This window comes from Xenorhabdus sp. NBAII XenSa04, assembly GCF_963866145.1.
Taxonomy (GTDB): Bacteria; Pseudomonadota; Gammaproteobacteria; order Enterobacterales; family Enterobacteriaceae; genus Xenorhabdus; species Xenorhabdus indica.
The window spans coordinates 12,910-32,332 of sequence record NZ_CAWMEB010000268.1; the positions used below are offsets into that span (position 1 = coordinate 12,910).

The 19,423-nt window shown below is 42.8% G+C and carries 19 protein-coding genes; 13 read left to right on the plus strand and 6 right to left on the minus strand.

The window, feature by feature from the left end; all coding sequences use genetic code 11:
* Positions 1 to 63: 63 nt before the first annotated feature.
* From ampG to AAC147_RS09965, 8 genes are all read left to right on the plus strand, one after another.
* Positions 64 to 1,590 carry a muropeptide MFS transporter AmpG gene (ampG, locus tag AAC147_RS09930; protein ID WP_047680529.1) on the plus strand — a complete coding sequence of 509 codons (1,527 nt, stop codon included), beginning with the start codon at positions 64 to 66 and terminating at the stop codon, positions 1,588 to 1,590.
* A 223-nt stretch (positions 1,591 to 1,813) separates the two neighbouring features.
* Positions 1,814 to 2,581, plus strand: coding sequence for a nucleoside-specific channel-forming Tsx family protein (locus AAC147_RS09935; protein ID WP_047680531.1), 768 nt, complete (start codon positions 1,814 to 1,816; stop codon positions 2,579 to 2,581).
* Between the two features lie 349 nt (positions 2,582 to 2,930).
* Entirely contained in the window at positions 2,931 to 3,896 is a 966-nt protein-coding gene (gene cyoA / locus AAC147_RS09940; RefSeq protein WP_047680533.1) for a cytochrome o ubiquinol oxidase subunit II, read from the plus strand.
* 4 nt (positions 3,897 to 3,900) lie between these two features.
* A complete protein-coding gene (cyoB, locus tag AAC147_RS09945; protein WP_047680535.1) occupies positions 3,901 to 5,883 on the plus strand; it encodes a cytochrome o ubiquinol oxidase subunit I in 1,983 nt (660 codons plus the stop codon).
* The gene (locus tag AAC147_RS09950) at positions 5,883 to 6,494 is read left to right on the plus strand and encodes a cytochrome o ubiquinol oxidase subunit III (protein WP_047680537.1); all 612 of its coding nucleotides are present in this window, start codon (positions 5,883 to 5,885) and stop codon (positions 6,492 to 6,494) included. Before cyoB ends, AAC147_RS09950 begins: the two co-directional genes overlap by 1 nt.
* Positions 6,494 to 6,826 (plus strand): cytochrome o ubiquinol oxidase subunit IV, encoded by a 333-nt coding sequence (locus tag AAC147_RS09955; protein ID WP_038262173.1) that lies wholly within the window; start codon positions 6,494 to 6,496, stop codon positions 6,824 to 6,826. The genes AAC147_RS09950 and AAC147_RS09955 overlap by 1 nt, the downstream gene beginning before the upstream one ends.
* Positions 6,827 to 6,838: 12 nt before the next feature.
* Positions 6,839 to 7,723, plus strand: a complete 885-nt coding sequence (gene cyoE / locus AAC147_RS09960; RefSeq protein WP_047680539.1) for a heme o synthase — start codon at positions 6,839 to 6,841, stop codon at positions 7,721 to 7,723.
* Positions 7,724 to 7,929: 206 nt separating this feature from the next.
* Positions 7,930 to 9,300, plus strand: coding sequence for an MFS transporter (locus tag AAC147_RS09965; RefSeq protein WP_047680541.1), 1,371 nt, complete (start codon positions 7,930 to 7,932; stop codon positions 9,298 to 9,300).
* Positions 9,301 to 9,442: 142 nt separating this feature from the next.
* Here the strand turns inward: AAC147_RS09965 and AAC147_RS09970 are convergent, their stop codons facing one another.
* Positions 9,443 to 9,934, minus strand: coding sequence for a YajQ family cyclic di-GMP-binding protein (locus AAC147_RS09970; RefSeq protein WP_047680544.1), 492 nt, complete (start codon positions 9,932 to 9,934; stop codon positions 9,443 to 9,445).
* A gap of 177 nt (positions 9,935 to 10,111) precedes the next feature.
* Here AAC147_RS09970 and panE point away from each other — a divergent pair, with 177 nt between their 5' ends.
* Together panE and yajL are read left to right on the plus strand one after the other, a co-directional pair.
* On the plus strand, positions 10,112 to 11,023 hold the full coding sequence (gene panE / locus AAC147_RS09975; protein WP_047680546.1) for a 2-dehydropantoate 2-reductase: 912 nt from the start codon (positions 10,112 to 10,114) through the stop codon (positions 11,021 to 11,023).
* Positions 10,986 to 11,579: a protein deglycase YajL gene (gene yajL / locus AAC147_RS09980; protein WP_047680548.1), complete on the plus strand. Its 594-nt coding sequence runs from the start codon at positions 10,986 to 10,988 to the stop codon at positions 11,577 to 11,579. Before panE ends, yajL begins: the two co-directional genes overlap by 38 nt.
* 84 nt (positions 11,580 to 11,663) lie before the next feature.
* Here the strand turns inward: yajL and thiI are convergent, their stop codons facing one another.
* Positions 11,664 to 13,112: a tRNA uracil 4-sulfurtransferase ThiI gene (thiI, locus tag AAC147_RS09985; RefSeq protein WP_047680550.1), complete on the minus strand. Its 1,449-nt coding sequence runs from the start codon at positions 13,110 to 13,112 to the stop codon at positions 11,664 to 11,666.
* A gap of 248 nt (positions 13,113 to 13,360) precedes the next feature.
* Between thiI and xseB the strand changes: the two genes are divergently transcribed.
* The 3 genes from xseB (at position 13,361) to dxs (ending at position 16,596) form a co-directional block, all read left to right on the plus strand.
* Positions 13,361 to 13,618: an exodeoxyribonuclease VII small subunit gene (gene xseB / locus AAC147_RS09990; RefSeq protein ID WP_047680553.1), complete on the plus strand. Its 258-nt coding sequence runs from the start codon at positions 13,361 to 13,363 to the stop codon at positions 13,616 to 13,618.
* 4 nt (positions 13,619 to 13,622) lie between these two features.
* Positions 13,623 to 14,540: a (2E,6E)-farnesyl diphosphate synthase gene (gene ispA / locus AAC147_RS09995; RefSeq protein ID WP_047680619.1), complete on the plus strand. Its 918-nt coding sequence runs from the start codon at positions 13,623 to 13,625 to the stop codon at positions 14,538 to 14,540.
* A gap of 190 nt (positions 14,541 to 14,730) precedes the next feature.
* The gene (dxs, locus tag AAC147_RS10000; protein WP_047680555.1) at positions 14,731 to 16,596 is read left to right on the plus strand and encodes a 1-deoxy-D-xylulose-5-phosphate synthase; all 1,866 of its coding nucleotides are present in this window, start codon (positions 14,731 to 14,733) and stop codon (positions 16,594 to 16,596) included.
* A 98-nt stretch (positions 16,597 to 16,694) separates the two neighbouring features.
* On the opposite strand, the gene hemB is transcribed toward dxs, so the two are convergent.
* The 4 genes from hemB to tatA form a co-directional block, all read right to left on the minus strand.
* Positions 16,695 to 17,711, minus strand: coding sequence for a porphobilinogen synthase (gene hemB, locus AAC147_RS10005; protein WP_047680558.1), 1,017 nt, complete (start codon positions 17,709 to 17,711; stop codon positions 16,695 to 16,697).
* 146 nt (positions 17,712 to 17,857) lie between these two features.
* Positions 17,858 to 18,637, minus strand: a complete 780-nt coding sequence (tatC, locus tag AAC147_RS10010; protein WP_047680560.1) for a Sec-independent protein translocase subunit TatC — start codon at positions 18,635 to 18,637, stop codon at positions 17,858 to 17,860.
* Between the two features lie 3 nt (positions 18,638 to 18,640).
* Entirely contained in the window at positions 18,641 to 19,129 is a 489-nt protein-coding gene (tatB, locus tag AAC147_RS10015) for a Sec-independent protein translocase protein TatB (RefSeq protein WP_047680563.1), read from the minus strand.
* Between the two features lie 9 nt (positions 19,130 to 19,138).
* On the minus strand, positions 19,139 to 19,396 hold the full coding sequence (gene tatA / locus AAC147_RS10020) for a Sec-independent protein translocase subunit TatA (protein WP_047680566.1): 258 nt from the start codon (positions 19,394 to 19,396) through the stop codon (positions 19,139 to 19,141).
* Positions 19,397 to 19,423 lie beyond the last annotated feature (27 nt).

Consider the following 19,423-nt stretch of genomic DNA (forward strand, 5'->3'; position numbering starts at 1 on the left):
TTCTGCCTGATTCTATTGAACTTTCCTCTGATAGGTTATGGGCAGAAAGTATTGGAAGGGCTTATGATGAATCACACACTGAGTTTATCTACAATACGCAATTACCGTATTCTTCTTTTATTGGGTTTTGCCTCTGGTCTCCCCCTTGCCCTCACCGCAGGAACGTTACAGGCATGGATGACTGTCGAAAACATTGATATCAAAACTATCGGCTTTTTTACTTTAGTCGGTCAGGCCTATGTTTTTAAATTTCTCTGGGCACCTACTATGGATCGCTATTCCCCCTCGTTCTTAGGACGTCGGCGCGGATGGATGCTCATTACACAGCTTTTACTCATTGTCAGTATCGGAGCAATGGGATTTCTCGACCCATCGCAACATTTATGGTGGTTAGCTGCATTAGCTGTTGCTGTCGCCTTTTTCTCGGCTTCTCAAGATATTATTTTTGACGCCTATAAAACCGATTTACTTCAACAGGAAGAACGGGGAACCGGAGCGGCAATTTCTGTACTGGGATATCGGTTAGCAATGCTGGTCTCCGGCGGTCTGGCTCTATGGATGGCAACTTACATTGGCTGGAATAGCATGTACTGGCTCATGGCAGGTCTAATGCTGATTGGCGTTTATGCCACTCTTACTGCTAAAGAACCTCAAATTGACGTAGCGCCGCCAAAAACATTACATCAGGCTGTATTTGAGCCTTTATTTGACTTTTTTAGTCGAAACAATGCCTGGCTTATTCTGCTCTTAATTGTGCTGTATAAGCTGGCTGATGCTTTTGCCCTTTCACTCAGCACCCCTTTTCTTATTCGCGGAGTAGGGTTTAATCCGGCTGAAGTCGGTATGATTAATAAAACCCTTGGCCTGGCTGCCACCATTATAGGGGCCCTGTATGGTGGTTATCTGATGCAGAAGTGGAGCCTGTTCCGTGCATTGATGATCTTCGGGCTCCTTCAAACCGTTTCAAATTTCGGTTACTGGATACTTGCCGTCACTCCCAAGGATATTTATGTCATGGGTGGCGCTATTTTTCTGGAGAATATCTGCGGCGGTATGGGCACAGCAGCATTTGTTGCCTTACTCATGACACTTTGTAATAAATCATTTTCAGCAACCCAATTTGCTCTTCTTTCTGCATTATCCGCTGTGGGGCGAGTTTACGTCGGTCCAGTTGCAGGCTGGTTTGCCGAGGCTCATGGTTGGTCAATATTTTATCTGTTCTCCGTTGTGATTGGATTACCGGGTCTTGCTCTCTTGTTGATTTGTCGTAATACACTGACCTATACTCAAAAAACTGATAGTTTCATTCCGCGGACGCTATTTAGTCGCTATTATCGTCTGGCCTTTATGACCATGACATTAGCCGCGCTGATTTTTATTACCTGGTTAATTATAAGCAGCCTATTGTTTATAATCACTCATTTCGTCACTTTGATACTTTTTATTTCCCCAGAATATATCCAACTTTCTAATGAAATAAGTGACTTTATATACCCCATGCTGTCATGGAGTGTTGTCATTGGCGTCATAGGATTGCTACTGGGAGGTATATTGGATTATGTCGCATTGAAGAAAAGTCAACTTGTTTAAAATCTTACCTGTTACAACACAAAGCTGATAAAGTTCAGTTTTGTGTTGTTCCCATTTAGTGATAATTATCACAATAAAAATAAAAACTGAAATTATGTGACCCAAGAGACATCTTTTCTTACGGGAAAATATTTATACTAATAAATATTATGTTCGCATTCATTTTGTTTCGAACTATCCAAAATATTTTTTGTATATCTAAAAAACCACATAAAGGGAATTTATGAAAAGACATATTTTGACACTCACCGCAGTTGCTACCGCCTTGGTTTCTGCTTCAGCCTGTGCGGAATATCAGTGGGGGTTTGCCAATGTCAGCATGAACTACCTTGACTGGAGCAAACATACTACGCACAAAACAGGGAAGACTTCTCACAAAGATGACTTTGCTTATATGGAACTGGAAGGCGGAGCGGGTTTCAGTTGGGGAGAGCTATATGGCTTCTTTGATTTAGAAAACCCATTTAACAGCAAAACTGCACAACCTGGTGATAACCGACGTTACGCTTTCAAAACAACAGGACGTTTTTATCTGGGAGAAACAGGTTTCAACCTTTATGGACATGTTTATGGAACCTACTCACAACCAGGAAAAGCTAACGGTGGCAACTTCCATGAAGTAAATACACTCTATGGATTGGGCTATAACACGACCTTTGCAGGTCTGTGGTTCAAACCTTTTGTTGCCCTGCACTATGTTGACCAAACTTTCTACTCAGGAAATAACGGTTATGTCGTAGGCTGGGTTGCAGGGTACGATTTCAACCTTTGGGAGCAAAAATTCAGTGTCACAAACTGGAATGAAATCGAACTGAATCGTAATAAACGTTACGGCAATGGTGGCCGTGATGGCGTTAACGGGGCTCTGGGATTATGGTGGACTCCACACTCTTCTTTTACTACCGGTATCCAATATCGCTATGCCAATAATAAATTAGGCGAAGATTTCCTTCAGGATGGTATTGTTTACAGTGTAAAATATAACTTCTAATAATTAGTTTAACTGATGAGCAGTCTCGAACTGCTCATCAATATCAAAAACGATCATTTCATTACAACAAGAAGTCAATTCAAAAACACTAACATGTGATTTTTATCAAAAAAATAGTTTTGAAAAATAGAGAGTTACTTTAAAAATATTGCCTATTTTGATTTCTTAGATACAATAACGATTCGAAGTTAACTTTTTGTTAAATCTCATATTACATGTGATCCCTCTAGCATAAAAAGCCTGCAAGCCATCCTGCTTCTATTACAATTGTTTACACTCCGGTAACCTTACCGTAGAATGCCCGCACTGATGAAACGACAATAAAGCTTTTGTTATCTGGGGTCGCTCAATGAGACTTATGAAATACAAAAAAACTATTGGGTTATCGTCATTACTCGCAGCCACTTTAATGCTAAGTGGTTGTGATATGGTATTGATGAATCCCAAAGGGGCGATCGGCGTTGAACAAAAAACGCTGATACTGACAGCGTTTGGCCTGATGCTGATCGTTGTTATCCCGGCTATCGTAATGGCAATCGTTTTTGCTTTACGTTACCGGGAAGCCAATAAATCTGCTACCTATCGTCCAAACTGGGCACACTCAAATAAAATTGAGCTTGTCGTCTGGACTGTGCCTATCTTGATTATCATCACGTTGGCAACGATTACATGGAAAACGACTCATCAACTCGATCCATATAAGCCACTAGACAGTGATGTGAAACCGGTAACGATTGAAGTTATTTCCCTCGACTGGAAATGGCTATTCATCTACCCAGAACAGGGTATTGCAACTGTAAATGAAATTGTATTCCCTAAAGATGTGCCAATTAACTTCAAAATCACCTCAGACTCTGTGATGAACTCTTTCTTCATCCCTCAGTTAGGTGGTCAGATTTATGCAATGGCAGGTATGCAGACAAAACTGCATTTAATTGCTAACTCAGCAGGTAAATACGACGGATTCTCAGCCAGTTATAGTGGACATGGCTTCTCCGGCATGAAATTCACTGCAACAGCAACTGAAGATCGTGCAGGTTTTGAAGAGTGGGTGCAGAAAGTTAAAGCATCATCTAAAACCCTAGATACCGTGCAAGCATTCAATGCGTTAGCTAAACCTAGCCAAAACAACCCAGTTGAATACTTCTCAAGCGTGAAACCAAATCTGTTCCAGGAAACGATCGCCAAATTTATGGGTGATATGGGCCATAGTGGTATGTTTGGTGTATCCAGTCACGAAAAAACAGAACATGGTAAAGCTGCAGGTCATAATATGAATATGAGTCAGCCGGCTCATGCAGGTGTTGAGGAATAAAGACATGTGGGGAAAATTAACACTTGATGCGATCCCATTACATGAACCCATTATTGTGGTGACATTGATTGGGATACTTCTTGGGGGACTAGCAGTTGTTGGTGCCCTAACCTATTTCCGTAAATGGAAATGGCTCTGGACTGAATGGCTGACAAGCGTCGACCACAAAAAAATCGGGGTCATGTACATTGTTGTTGCTATGGTAATGATGTTGCGCGGTTTCGCTGATGCCATCATGATGCGTGGACAGCAAGCCCTGGCTTCCGCTGGTGAAGCAGGTTTCCTGCCCCCGCACCATTATGATCAGATCTTTACCGCTCACGGCGTTATCATGATCTTCTTCATGGCAATGCCTTTCGTTGTTGGTCTGATGAACATTGTGGTTCCTCTGCAAATCGGGGCACGTGACGTTGCATTCCCATTCCTGAACTCTCTGAGTTTCTGGTTATTTGTTGTAGGTGTCGCTCTGATCAACCTCTCTCTGGGTGTAGGTGAATTCGCTCAAACTGGTTGGCTGGCTTACCCGCCTCTGTCCGGCCTGGAATATAACCCTGGAGTTGGCGTTGATTACTGGATATGGAGCCTTCAGCTCTCCGGTGTAGGTACATTGCTGACTGGTGTTAACTTCTTCGTGACCATCCTGCGCATGCGTGCACCTGGCATGTCCATGATGAAATTGCCGGTTTTCACCTGGGCTTCACTGTGCACCAACGTACTTATCATTGCTGCGTTCCCTATTCTGACAGTCACTATTGCACTGTTAACCCTAGATCGTTATCTGGGCACCCATTTCTTCACCAATGATATGGGTGGCAACATGATGATGTACATCAACCTGATTTGGGCTTGGGGTCATCCTGAAGTTTACATTCTGGTTCTGCCTGTCTTTGGTATCTTCTCTGAAGTCACTGCAACCTTCTCGAAAAAACGCCTGTTTGGTTATACCTCACTGGTGTGGGCGACAATCGTTATTACCATTCTGTCGTTCATTGTATGGCTGCACCATTTCTTTACCATGGGCTCCGGCGCGAACGTTAACGCCTTCTTTGGTATCGCCACAATGATTATCTCTATCCCAACCGGGGTTAAGATCTTCAACTGGCTGTTCACCATGTACCGTGGCCGTATCGAGTTCAAAACACCAATGCTGTGGACTGTCGGCTTTCTGGTCACGTTCTCCATTGGTGGTATGACAGGCGTTCTGCTGGCTGTACCTGGTGCGAACTTCGTACTGCACAATAGTTTGTTCCTGATTGCTCACTTCCATAACGTTATCATTGGTGGCGTTGTATTCGGCTGCTTCGCTGGTACAACTTACTGGTTCCCGAAAGCATTTGGTTTCACACTGAATGAAAAATGGGGTGTCCGCGCCTTCTGGTTCTGGATCACTGGTTTCTTCGTTGCCTTTATGCCTCTGTATGCTCTGGGCTTTATGGGAATGACTCGTCGTCTGAGCCAGGATATCAACCCAGAATTCCATTCTCTGCTGGTTGTTGCAGCAGGCGGTGTTGTCCTGATCGCAATTGGTATTCTGTGCCAGGTTATCCAGTTCTACGTGAGTATCCGTGACCGTGAACAAAACCGCGATCTGACTGGTGACCCATGGGGCGCTCGTACTCTGGAATGGTCAACTTCATCTCCACCTCCGTTCTATAACTTCGCAGAAGTTCCACACATCCAGACTCGTGATGCATGGTGGGACATGAAAGAAAAAGGCACTGGATATAAGCGCGCTGCTAAATATGAAGAAATTCATATGCCTAAAAACACAGGTGCTGGCGTGATCATTAGTGCATTCTGTCTGGTCTTAGGCTTTGCATTGATATGGCATATCTGGTGGATGGCTATTGCAAGTTTCGCAGGCATTATCATCAGTTGCATCGTGAAAAGCTTTGACGAGGACGTTGATTACTACGTTCCAGTGGCTGAAGTCGAGAAAATTGAAAATCAGCGTTACGAAGAACTGAGAAAGGCAGGTGTAAAATAATGTCGACTCAAACCCTTAACAATACAGCCGCCCATGACGCTCATGGGCACCACGACACAGGAGCCAACAAAATCTTTGGTTTCTGGATCTACCTGATGAGCGACTTGATTCTGTTTGCAAGTCTGTTTGCTACCTATGCAGTCTTAGTTAATGGCACTGCGGGTGGCCCAACAGGTAAACAGATTTTTGAACTGCCATTTGTCTTGGTAGAAACCTTCCTGCTGTTGTTCAGTAGTATCACCTATGGTTTCGCCATGCTGAGCATGAACAAAGGCAAAGTCGGTCAAGTTAACCTATGGTTATTTGTTACTTTCCTGTTCGGCCTGGGCTTCGTCTCAATGGAAGTTTATGAATTTCATAAATTGATCATGGAAGGTTATGGCCCTGACCGCAGTGCATTCCTGTCGGCTTTCTTCGCACTGGTTGCGACTCACGGTCTGCACGTAACCTTTGGTTTGATTTGGATCGTCATTCTGATGATTCAGGTTTCACGCCGCGGTCTGACTGACGTGAACCGTATGCGTCTGAACTGCCTGAGCCTGTTCTGGCACTTCCTTGACGTTGTATGGATCTGTGTATTTACTGTCGTTTATCTGATGGGAGCGATGTAATGAGTCATCCAAATACTTCTCATTCCGGCGCCAGCCACGGTAGTTTCAAAACCTATATGATTGGTTTTGTTCTGTCAGTTATCTTGACCGTGATCCCATTCTGGATGGTGATGGATGGCACTGCCTCACACAGCACAATCCTGACAACAGTAGTTGTTATGGCTGTTATTCAGATCTTTGTTCATTTCATCTGCTTCCTGCACATGAATACATCGTCTGAAGAGCGTTGGAATCTCGTTGCCTTAATATTCACAATACTGGTCATCGCTATTGTTGTCGTTGGCTCTCTGTGGATTATGTACAACCTGAATATCAATATGATGGTTGATTAAGGGTTGATTTGAATGATTAAGCAATACCTGCAAGTGACCAAACCAGGAATTATTTTCGGAAATCTAATTTCTGCGATTGGTGGTTTTCTACTCGCTTCCAAGGGCGTAATAGATTACCCCTTGTTCTTTGCAACAATGGTTGGGGTATCGCTGGTGGTAGCATCAGGTTGTGTATTCAACAACTATATCGACCGCGATATCGACAGGATCATGGAAAGAACAAAAGAAAGGGTCCTTGTGAAAGGGCTTATCGATCCGAAAATCAGCCTGATTTACGCCTCAGTGTTAGGTATTGCTGGTATTGTGCTGCTCTATGTAGCAGCCAATGCCTTAGCAATGCAGTTAGCTCTCATCGGGTTTGTCGTTTATGTAGGGGTCTATAGCCTCTATATGAAAAGAAAGTCTATTTATGGCACGCTGGTTGGCAGCTTATCAGGCGCTGCTCCCCCTGTCATTGGTTATTGTGCAGTAACCGGACAATTTGACACAGGGGCACTTATTCTGTTACTGATTTTCAGTTTATGGCAGATGCCTCACTCTTACGCCATTGCTATTTTTCGGTTCAAAGATTATCAGACTGCCAATATTCCAGTTTTGCCTGTAATTAAGGGTATCTCTGTGGCTAAAAACCATATTACCCTCTATATTCTGGCATTTATGGTTGCCACGCTGATGTTGGCAATCAGTGGCTATGCAGGTTACAAGTACCTGATTGTCGCTGCTGCGGTAAGTATTTGGTGGCTAGGTATGGCATTATCCGGTTATAAAACCACTAATGACCATATCTGGGCTCGTAAGTTATTTGTATTTTCTATTGTCGCTATCATGTCATTGAGCGTCATGATGTCTGTAGACTCCTCAGCATCTCCAGAAATAATGCTGACTTACGTCCGATAATATCAAAATGGCAGGGGAAACAAACCCTTGCCATTTTTCCTTTCTTTATCTCTTACAAACATTAATAAATTACTTCGTTTAGGTCACTCTTGATAAACATGATTTAGTAACCAATTGTTAGTAATCTGTATGAAATGAGCATTTTGTATCAATTTATTCCTTTCTACGCTAAATGCCGTATCGAATTTTTGAGGTATCAAGTATCCATGAACGATAATCAAATGACTCCCCTTGAACTCCGGGCAACATGGGGCTTAGGTTCCGTTTTTTCTCTACGCATGTTAGGTATGTTCATGGTTTTACCCGTCCTGACGACCTACGGTTTAGCGTTACAGGATGCCACCGAGGCCCTGATAGGAATTGCAATCGGTATCTACGGCTTAACACAAGCAATATTTCAAATTCCATTCGGGTTACTTTCAGATAAATTTGGTCGAAAGCCTTTGATAATAGGTGGACTACTCATTTTTGTATTAGGTAGTATCATTGCCACCTTTAGCGACTCTATTTGGGGAATTATCGCCGGAAGAGCTTTGCAAGGTGCAGGGGCAATCTCTGCTGCAATCATGGCGTTATTATCAGATCTTACCCGCGAACAAAATCGTACAAAAGCAATGGCATTCATTGGTATCAGTTTTGGCATCACATTTGCTTTTGCTATTGTTGTCGGCCCTGTTATCACCTATCACATCGGATTAAATGGTTTATTTGGTACGATCACAATTCTTGCCAGTTGCGGTATCTTAATAACGCTATTCGCTGTCCCATCAACACATAATCATTTATTAAATCGTGAATCTGGCATTGTCCGAGGCAGTTTCCGGCGTGTACTTTCTGATCCTCAATTACTCAAACTCAATTTTGGTATTCTCTGTCTGCACACCTTATTGATGTCCAGCTTCGTTGTTCTGCCTCTGATCATGGAAAAAACAGGTTTTCCTCCTCAACAACACTGGAAAGTGTATTTAACTACTACGCTTATTTCTTTTATTGCCGTCTTACCATTCATTATTTATGCAGAGAAAAAGCGCCGCATGAAGCAAGTTTTCTTGCTTTGTATCGGCATGTTGTTTATTGCTGAATTTGTTTTGTGGTCCTTAGGGTCACATCTTTGGGGAATATTTGCAGGTATTCAGATTTTCTTTCTTGCTTTTAATATCATGGAAGCGATTTTGCCTTCATTGATCAGCAAAGAAGCCCCGGCAGGCTACAAAGGTACAGCAATGGGCGTTTACTCTACCAGCCAGTTCCTGGGTGTTGCTCTGGGAGGCAGTATCGGTGGAATGCTATATGAACTGCAAGGCGCATCATTAGTATTTATGGGCAGTATTATTCTCACCATATTCTGGTTTATTCTCAGCCTCACATTACGTCAACCACCTTATGTCAGCAGCATCAGGCTCATCTTGCCAGCTCAATTAAATGCGCCTGAAATTCTGGAAAAGAAAATATTGTCTCAAGCGGGTGTGAAAGATGTCATTATTGTACCGGATGAACTAAGTGCCTATATCAAAGTCGATACTGAACAAACTAATCGTGAACAACTAGAACAGCTTGTGTTTTCTCATACCCAATAAGTTCTGAGATAATAGGGTCCTATAGATAATGAATTGATTAGGGAAGCACTGGTAACAATTAAAATTACTCAGCTTCCCTTAAATATTTTGATCAGAGAAAAAAGTAAATCTGCTGATATCAGCAGTCAGTCACAGAAAACAGTTAGTCACGAAAATTGGTGAATTGGAAAGGCTGTCCCAACTCTGCGCCACGAACTAATGCAATAACACCTTGCAGATCATCACGAGCTTTACCGGTAACTCTCACTTGCTCGCCCTGAATTTGTGCCTGAACTTTCAGCTTGCTGTCTTTAATCAGCTTGACGATTTTCTTCGCTAACGGTGTATCAATACCTTGCAACAAAGTTGCTTCCACACTGTAAGTTTTACCGCTATGCACCATATTCTCAGGAATATTCAATACAGAGCCGTCAATTCCTCGCTTAGCAAATTTTTCACGCAGAATATCGACCAGTTGGTTAACCTGAAAATCAGACTCACTCGCAATCTTGACCGATTCGTTCTTTTCGTTTAGTTCAAAACTCGCATTGACATTGCGGAAATCCCAACGATTGGTTAATTCCCTCTGTGCATTCTCTACCGCATTACGCACTTCCTGCATATCAACTTCTGAAACAATATCAAATGATGGCATTATCAGTCACCTCCAGCTAATCAATAATCCGGCATGATAACCGCTTTCCATTATTGGCAAAAGATCTATACTCCCCACACTAATGATCTCTTGGAATTTATATTATCTTAGCGCGCTTGGAATTCAGATCAGCATAATTTTGAGGTTCCCGATGAAAGCATTTCTCAAGGAAGAACAATGAAAATAACTGTTCTTGGCTGCGGTGCAATGGGTAAACTATGGCTTGCTGCCTTATCCCAACAGCATCACCAAATTCAGGCATGGTTAAAAGCGCCCCAGCCTTTTGTCAATGTTTATATTGATAACTTTCAAGGTAGAGTATTTGACCAGCAACTTCCGGCCAATAATGAAAAACATCTTTTCGAAAGCGAATTGTTACTTGTTTGCCTAAAAGCCTGGCAAGTTTCTGATGCTATCAATAACCTTGCCTCCAAACTTTCCCCTCATTGTCCGATTCTATTACTGCATAATGGCATGGGAACACAAGATGAACTTTTATCTCTACCCAACCCCATCTTATCGGGAGTGACAACTCATGGGGCCTATCAGGAGAATGGTATTGTTTATCACAAATCACAAGGTATAACCCATATTGGTTCTACGTTGTCTGATACTGATAAATTCAGTTTATTAGCAAAAATTTTGCATGACGCCTTACCAAACGTAAAATGGCACGATGATATCTATACCATTAGCTGGCTAAAACTTGCCGTCAATTGCGTTATCAATCCACTCACCGTAATTTATGATTGTAAGAATGGCGAATTATCGCATCACGTCACAAAAATCCATTCATTATGTGATGAGATCTATCAGGTGATGCAAAAAGAGGGCCTTCAGATCACCAAACCCGTACTTATCAAGTACGTGATGGATGTTATTGAGCAAACATCTGAAAACTCTTCATCTATGCGGCAAGATATTCGGGCACAACGGCCTACAGAAATAGACTACATTACCGGATTTTTACTATACCGAGCCCGTGTACATGGGCTGGTGCTTACAGAAAACATCCATATTTATCATTTTATCAAACGCAAGGAGGAGAAATATGAACATTTCAGCTCTCATTTGCCTCGCACACGGTAGTGAAGAAATAGAAGCTGTCACGACTATTGATTTGTTGGTCAGAGCCGGGATCAATGTCACCATCGCCAGTGCAGCGACCGATGGAGCTCTGACATTAACCTGCTCACGTGGCGTCAAAATTGTTGCAGATGCTCCCTTAGTAGATGTTGTTGATGAAGATTTTGATGCTGTTATTCTGCCGGGAGGGATAAAAGGGGCAGAATGTTTTCGCGATAGTCTATTGGTTGTAGAAAAAATCCGCACAGCCCAAAGTCAGGGTAAAATTATTGCAGCCATCTGCGCATCTCCAGCCGTTGTACTGGAATATCATCAGCTTTTCCCGATTGGAAATATGACAGGTTACCCAAGCATGAAAGATAAAATAGCCCCGGAAAAGTGGATCGATCGTCGGGTTTATTTTGATGAGAGAGTTAATTTGCTCACCAGCCAGGGGCCTGCAACTGCTTTTGACTTCGCCCTGAAGCTGATTGAACTACTGAAAGGAAAAGACAAGGCAGCAGAAGTTGCAGCTCAATTAGTCTTACCTCCTGGCATCAATAACTACCAAAACCGCTAGTAGTGAATCTGTTAATATAAGCTGCTGACAGAAAATCTATTCGGCTAGCAGCTTATATGTTTCTTTCCAATGTACTGGCTCAGATTAAGGGCGATAAACCTTCACATTCTGAAAACCTTGTTCACGCAAGTAAAGCGCCTGCAAGCGGCTCATCACACCACGTTCACAATAAAGCAGATAATTTTTCTCTTTCGATAGATCACCAAACTGGGTACTCAACTTATAGAAAGGTAATGACTGAATTTCGATACCTTCCATACTCAGTGGACAATCATCCTGTTCATCTGGTGAACGGATATCCAACAATACATCATTCGCAGAAAACTTAGTGACTGTTTCCACTTCCACAATCTGCTCACAGGCTTGTTCAGCAATCTGACGAATATCCAAATTCTGGGCTTCACTTACCACACGCTCCAGAATATCAAAATCGAACTTACCTTCTTCCTCTTCAATTTTGGCTTTAACGGCTTTGACGGTTGGGTTCTTAGAGATCACACCACAAAATTCCGGCATAGTACGAGCAAAATCTTCCGTTCCAATTTCGCGTGCCAGCTTAATAATGTGTTCTTTATCGTGAGAAATCAGCGGACGAAGGATCAACGTATCCGAAGCGTTATCAATCAGTCTCAAGTTAGTCAATGTCTGGCTGGAGACCTGCCCCAATGCTTCTCCTGTCACAATTGCTTGCACACCATAACGTTCTGCAATCCTGGAAGCAGCTCTGACCATCATTCTTTTCAGCACAACGCCCATTTGACCGTCATCCACTTTTTCCAGAATTTCAGCAACCACTGTTTCAAAATCGACGGCAACAAAACGAACCTTATGGGAACTGCCAAATCGGTTCCACAAATAGTGAGCTACCTGTTTCACCCCAATTTCATGGGCAGAACCACCGAGATTAAAGAAGCAATAATGTACACGGCAGCCACGGCGCATCAGCATATAGCTGGAGACTCCAGAGTCAAACCCGCCAGAGATAAGGGACAGAACATCTTCCTGCGTTCCAATAGGAAATCCACCTATCCCCGGATGACGAGCTTTCACCAAGATCAGTTTATCCTGATCAATTTCCAGATTTACTGTCACATCTGGATGAGTCAGTTTCACTTTGGCAGATTCAATATGTTGATTCAGGCCACCACCGATATAACGTTCAGCTTCATTGGAGGTGAAACTGTGTTTACCACGACGCTTCACACGGACACAAAATGTTTTTCCATGCAGTAAATGCCCATATGCTTCGTAGGTTTGTTCAAAGATATGATGCAAGTCACGAAAATCTCTCTCTTCAACTTGCAGGATATGGTGAATACCCGGAATACGTGTCAGTGCATCACAAATTTCTGCGCCAAGATTATCATTTTTAGCCCGAACTTCGATATTATCCCAATGGCGAACAACAGCAATCTCTTCTCCTAGTGTTTTCAGCACATTACGGATATTGCTGGCAAGGATTTTAATAAAGCGTAAACGAACAGTTTGGCTCTTGATCGTAATCTCTGGGAATAATTTAATGATAAACTTCATAGTAAGATATAGTAGTCATTCAATATTGAACTATCACAAATAGTATCAATGATTGTTTTTAAGTGGTCAGTTGGATAGGGCGTAGAGTATAACACTATCTCACTATATCTCCTGTAAAAAAACAGAGCATCTGTAAAAAAACAGTGGTAACGAATGATTTCTTTCTTTCAGTGTAGTAGGGTACTCTGCAAGTCTGTAGCGAAATTACCTCACTGTAATTCGTTAAATAATCATACTTTAAAATTATTATGTCTAAGGCAAATAGAACATCAGAAACCGAGCAAGCACCAGCATTTGAAACTTCCCTGAAAGAGCTGGAAGAAATTGTCATTCGCTTGGAATCAGGGGAACTCCCTTTAGAAGATGCATTAAATGAATTTGAACGCGGCATTCAACTTGCAAGACAAGGGCAAAAAACCTTCCAACAAGCGGAACAACGAGTGCAAATTTTATTGAATCATGATGCACATTCTCCACTTGATGAATTTTCGCCTGATGCTGAGTAACTTTATGTCGGAACAATATAAGGCTCCTTTTGAAGAGCAATTAAGCAATTGCCAGCAACATATCAATAACAAGTTGATGGCAACGTTTTCTTCATTACCCTTTTTGGGCAGCCCGTTAGCAACCGCTATGCAACACGGTGCTGTACTGGGTGGAAAACGGCTGCGCCCATTTTTAGTTTATTCTGTGGGTGAAATGTTTGGCCTTTCCAAAAAGAGCCTTGATGCGCCAGCCATCGCTGTAGAGTGTATCCATGCTTATTCGCTGATCCACGATGATTTGCCTGCAATGGACAACGATGATTTACGTCGTGGCCAACCTACCTGCCACATTAAATTTGGCGAGGATCATGCGATCTTGGCTGGAGATGCATTGCAATCATTGGCTTTTGAAATTCTGGCGAAGCAAGAGATGCCAAATGTGGCATTACCTGACCGTCTTGAAATGATTGCTGAATTAGCAATATCCAGTGGTATTGCAGGCATGTGTGGCGGGCAATCATTGGATTTGGAAGCCGAAGGGAAACAGATTGATCTTACTGCACTGGAACAAATCCATCGACACAAAACAGGTGCATTAATTCGTTGTGCGGTCAGATTGGGTGCTTACGGTGCAGGTACACGTGGCCGTGAAGCATTGCCTTGGCTGGATCAATATGCACAGGCAATCGGTCTCGCATTTCAGGTACATGATGATATCCTGGACGTCATTGGTGATACAAAAATTATCGGCAAGCGTCAGGGGAATGATCAGCAACTTGGAAAAAGTACCTACCCTGCATTATTGGGCCTGGAACAAGCTCAGAAAAAGGCCAAAGATCTTTATCAAGATGCGATTACTGCACTCACAGAACTGGAAAATCAATCTTATAATACTGTGATTCTAAAACAACTGGCGGGTTTCATTATTGAAAGAAACAGCTAAAAAACGGGTCATGACCATGACAATCATCACCGTTTTGTAAGTTATCGGTTACATACATCCAAAATCAATACAATGGAACATGGCCTTATAGGGAGAGCCCAGTAATTACATACTGATAATTCCAGGGTTCTTAATCTTTAATTTAGACGTGCATAGCGTTTTAACAGGCATGAATTTCAACAGGCATAGCATGAGCATTGATATAGCGAAATATCCAACATTGGCACTGGCGGAAACCCCTGAAGAACTGCGCCTGCTACCTAAAGACACTTTGCCAAAGTTATGCGATGAACTTCGCCAATTTTTGCTAAACAGTGTCAGTCGCTCCAGTGGCCACTTTGCTTCCGGTCTCGGAACTGTCGAATTAACAGTCGCACTTCATTACGTTTATAAAACACCTTTTGACAATTTAGTCTGGGATGTCGGTCATCAAGCCTATCCACATAAGATTCTGACCGGGCGCCGTGACCGTATTGACACTATTCGCCAGAAAAATGGTCTCCACCCTTTCCCGTGGCGAGATGAAAGCAAATATGACACGCTATGTGTCGGTCATTCATCAACCTCAATCAGTGCCGGATTAGGTATGGCAATTGCGGCAGAACATGAAGGTAAGGGTCGTAAGACAGTCTGTGTGATTGGTGATGGTGCCATTACCGCAGGTATGGCTTTTGAAGCTATGAACCATGCAGGTGATATTGATCCTGATATGCTTGTCATCCTCAATGACAACGAAATGTCTATTTCCGAGAACGTTGGAGCATTGAATAACCATTTGGCACAATTGCTTTCAGGAAAGTTGTACACAACTCTACGTGAGGGTGGTAAGAAAGTCTTCTCCGGCCTGCCGCCTATCAAAGAGTTATTGAAAAAGACCGAGGAACATCTCAAAGGTATGGTTGTTCCCGGAACACTGTTCGAAGAGCTTGGATTTAACTACATTGGTCCGGTTGACGGTCATGACGTATTGGCACTGACTCAAACATTGAAAAATATGCGTGAACTCAAAGGGCCTCAATTTTTGCACATCATGACCAAAAAAGGCCGTGGTTATGCTCCCGCGGAAAAAGATCCTATCAGTTGGCATGCTGTACCTAAATTTGATCCATCGACTGGCTCTCTGCCAAAAAGTACGGATACCCGCCCGACGTTTTCCAAAATCTTCGGTGAATGGTTGTGTGAAGAAGCAGCCACTGATAAAAAACTTATGGCGATCACGCCAGCTATGAGAGAAGGCTCTGGCATGGTACGTTTCTCTCGTGAGTACCCTGAACAATACTTTGACGTCGCCATTGCCGAGCAACATGCTGTGACATTTGCAGCAGGACTGGCAATCGGGGGATATAAACCGATTGTCGCGATTTATTCTACCTTCCTGCAACGTGCTTATGATCAGGTCATTCATGATGTTGCTATCCAGAACTTACCTGTTTTGTTCGCTATCGACCGTGGCGGTATCGTCGGGGCTGATGGACAAACTCATCAGGGGGCATTCGATCTTTCATTTCTGCGCTGTATCCCCAATATGGTGATCATGGCTCCGAGTGATGAAAATGAGTGCCGACAAATGCTACATACGGGTTATCACTATCAAGATGGCCCTGCTGCTGTTCGTTATCCGCGAGGTACAGGCGTAGGAGCAGAACTCCAGCCACTGGAAAAACTGCCCATTGGCAAAGGTGTTGTTCGTCGTCAAGGAGAACGCATTGCCATCCTGAGCTTCGGTACATTACTGCCAAGCGCACTACAAGCTTCAGAGTTCTTAAATGCAACCGTTGTTGATATGCGCTTTATCAAACCACTGGATAAAAAACTGGTACTAGAGATGGCTTCTCAACATGATTTACTGGTGACGTTAGAAGAGAATGCCATCATGGGAGGAGCCGGTAGCGGCGTCAATGAATTGCTGATGCAAGCAAGTCAGCCAGTTCCAGTATTAAATCTCGGTTTACCTGACTACTTTATACCGCAAGGCACACAGTCAGAGCTTCACGCTGATTTAGGGCTAGATACAACTGGTATTTGTAGCGCTATCGAAAACTATCTGAATAAATAACCTGTTATAACGGATGAATATCCTTTTTATTTATTCATCCGTTATTTTTTTTACCTAATATCTCAAGCTACGATATTTCTTAAGGTAAAAAGGAGTCATTAATATTTCTGTTCATGCAGCCATTGCGCTACACGCTTGGCAAAGTAAGTCAGAACCCCATCTGCTCCTGCACGTTTGAAACAGAGTAAGGATTCCATAATCGCGGGTTGTTCTTTCAACCAACCATTCTGAATGGCTGCCATATGCATCGCATATTCACCAGACACCTGATAAGCGAATGTCGGCACACCGAAGGTATCTTTTACCCTATGGATCACATCCAGATAAGGCATACCAGGTTTTACCATCACGCTATCTGCGCCTTCCTGTAAATCCTGCGCGATCTCTTGTAATGCTTCATCACTGTTTGCCGGATCCATCTGATAAGTCATTTTATTGCCACCTTTCAGATTATTACTGGAGCCAATAGCATCTCTGAATGGCCCATAGTAACAAGACGCATATTTAGCCGAATAAGCCATGATCTGCGTGCTTACATGGCCATCATTCTCAAACTGCTCACGAATAGCACCGATACGGCCGTCCATCATATCGCTAGGGGCAACAATTTCAGCTCCTGCTTCTGCATGAGATAGCGCCTGCTTTACCAAAATCTCTTTGGTGATATCGTTGATGACATAGCCATCCTGATCAATAACACCATCTTGCCCATGAATAGTAAATGGATCCAATGCAACATCAGTTAACAAGCCTAACTCTGGAACTGCATCTTTCAAGGTACGAATAGAGCGTTGGATCAAACCATCAGGGTTATAAGCTTCTTTAGCGTCCAATGATTTCTTATCTGCTTCAATAACCGGAAACAGAGACAAAACAGGAATACCCAGTCGGGCAATCTCTTCGGCTTCTTTCAGCAGAAGATCGATTGTCAGACGATACACTCCCGGCATGGAAGGCACTTCTTGACGCTGATTAGTCCCTTCCATCACGAATACCGGATAGATCAAATCATTAACGGTCAGTTGATTTTCAGCGAATAGGCGGCGGGAAAAATCATGGCGGCGCACACGGCGCATACGACGGCCAGGAAACGTTCCTGGAAACACATAGCTCATACTGCTCTCCTAATGTAAAACCCAGTGGTAATACACTGGGTTAATTCTGCCATCACTTTTATTACTTGTAATACTGCTGATCTTAGTATTATCAGACAGTTGGCGATAATTATGACTGGCAGGTAACTGATTACTTTCCTTAATTGTCACCTGCCTGAGTTGTCACCTGCATCATATTCCGATTCATCATCCGTTTTAGATGGCTTATGTTTTCCCACATAAAATTGAGAAAACAGAACTCCCAGTTCAAATAGCAAATACATGGGGACAGCCAACAAAGTTTGTGAGAAGACATCCGGGGGAGTGAGTAGCATCCCTACTACAAACGCCCCGACCAGAATATAAGGGCGTTTTCTTTTCAGTGATTCAGGTGTGACTACTCCACTCCAACACAGCAGAATAATGGCGATTGGCACTTCAAACGAGACACCAAATGCCATAAAAAGCGCCATAACGAAACTCAGATAATTACTGATATCCGTCGCAATCAATACGCCAGTAGGAACTGTTTTGGTAAAAAAACCAAATACGAAGGGAAATACGACGAAGTAGGCAAAAATCATTCCCAGGTAGAATAAGACACTACTGGACAACAACAGCGGCACAATCAAACGCCGTTCATGTTTATACAGAGCCGGTGCAATAAATGCCCATACCTGATACAGGATCATGGGTGCCGAAACAAAAATTGATACCATAATGGTAAGTTTGATCGGCGTGAAGAAAGGTGATGCTACATCCGTTGCGATCATATTCGCACCTTTAGGCAATTGTTCCATTAAAGGCGCAGCAATAAGTCGATATATATCATTAGAAAAATAAACCAATGCCAGAAAAACCACCAGCACAGTAATTAAACTATTCAAAATCCTCTTACGCAGTTCAATCAGGTGACTGATAAGAGGTTGAGTATCATCCACAGACATTTTTTAGTGTTCACTATTGGATTTTTCAGGGGATTGCTTTGTTTTCTGTTTAGTACTTTCTTTTGAGATTTCTTCTGGCTTTTTTTCTGTTACTTGTTCTCTATATTGGTTTAGTTTCTGCTCTGGTACTGGATCAGACTCAAGGGAGTGAAAATGCGTTTCGTCTTCTTCCAGCTCCTTAGCTTCTTCGGGAGTGAGCTGATACGACTTCTTCAACGATTCAGCCGCTTCCCTTAATTTATCCATTGAGGTTTTTAATTCTGGAGAGAGAGACTGTAAGTCTGCTTTTTCTTCCATTTTTTTCAAACTATCCTGAAGCTCTTGCAACTTTAATTCTTTTGCAAGTTCATTCTGGACGTTGACTGCCAGTGATCGTAATACCTTTATCCAGCTTGCTATAGTTTTGACAGCAACAGGCAGACGCTCAGGCCCCAGAACAATCAGGCCAATTACCAGCACCAACAGCAGTTCACTAAAACCAATGTCAAACACGGTTTATACCTATTCTTTTTTGTCTTTGATCTCTGATTTTTCAGACTGAGCAACGGTGGGCTTTTCAGTAAGATTTTTAGTCTCAAAGTCAGCATCATGGTTGCTTTTCTCAGCCTGCTCTGACTTTTCATCATCACTCATCGCTTTTTTGAAGCCTTTTATCGACTCTCCCAAATCAGAACCTAATGTACGCAGTTTATTAGTCCCGAACAACAAGACTACAATGACAGCAATAATGAGTAATTGCCAAATACTTATACCACCCATACTGATCTACCTCATGTTCGTGGGGAA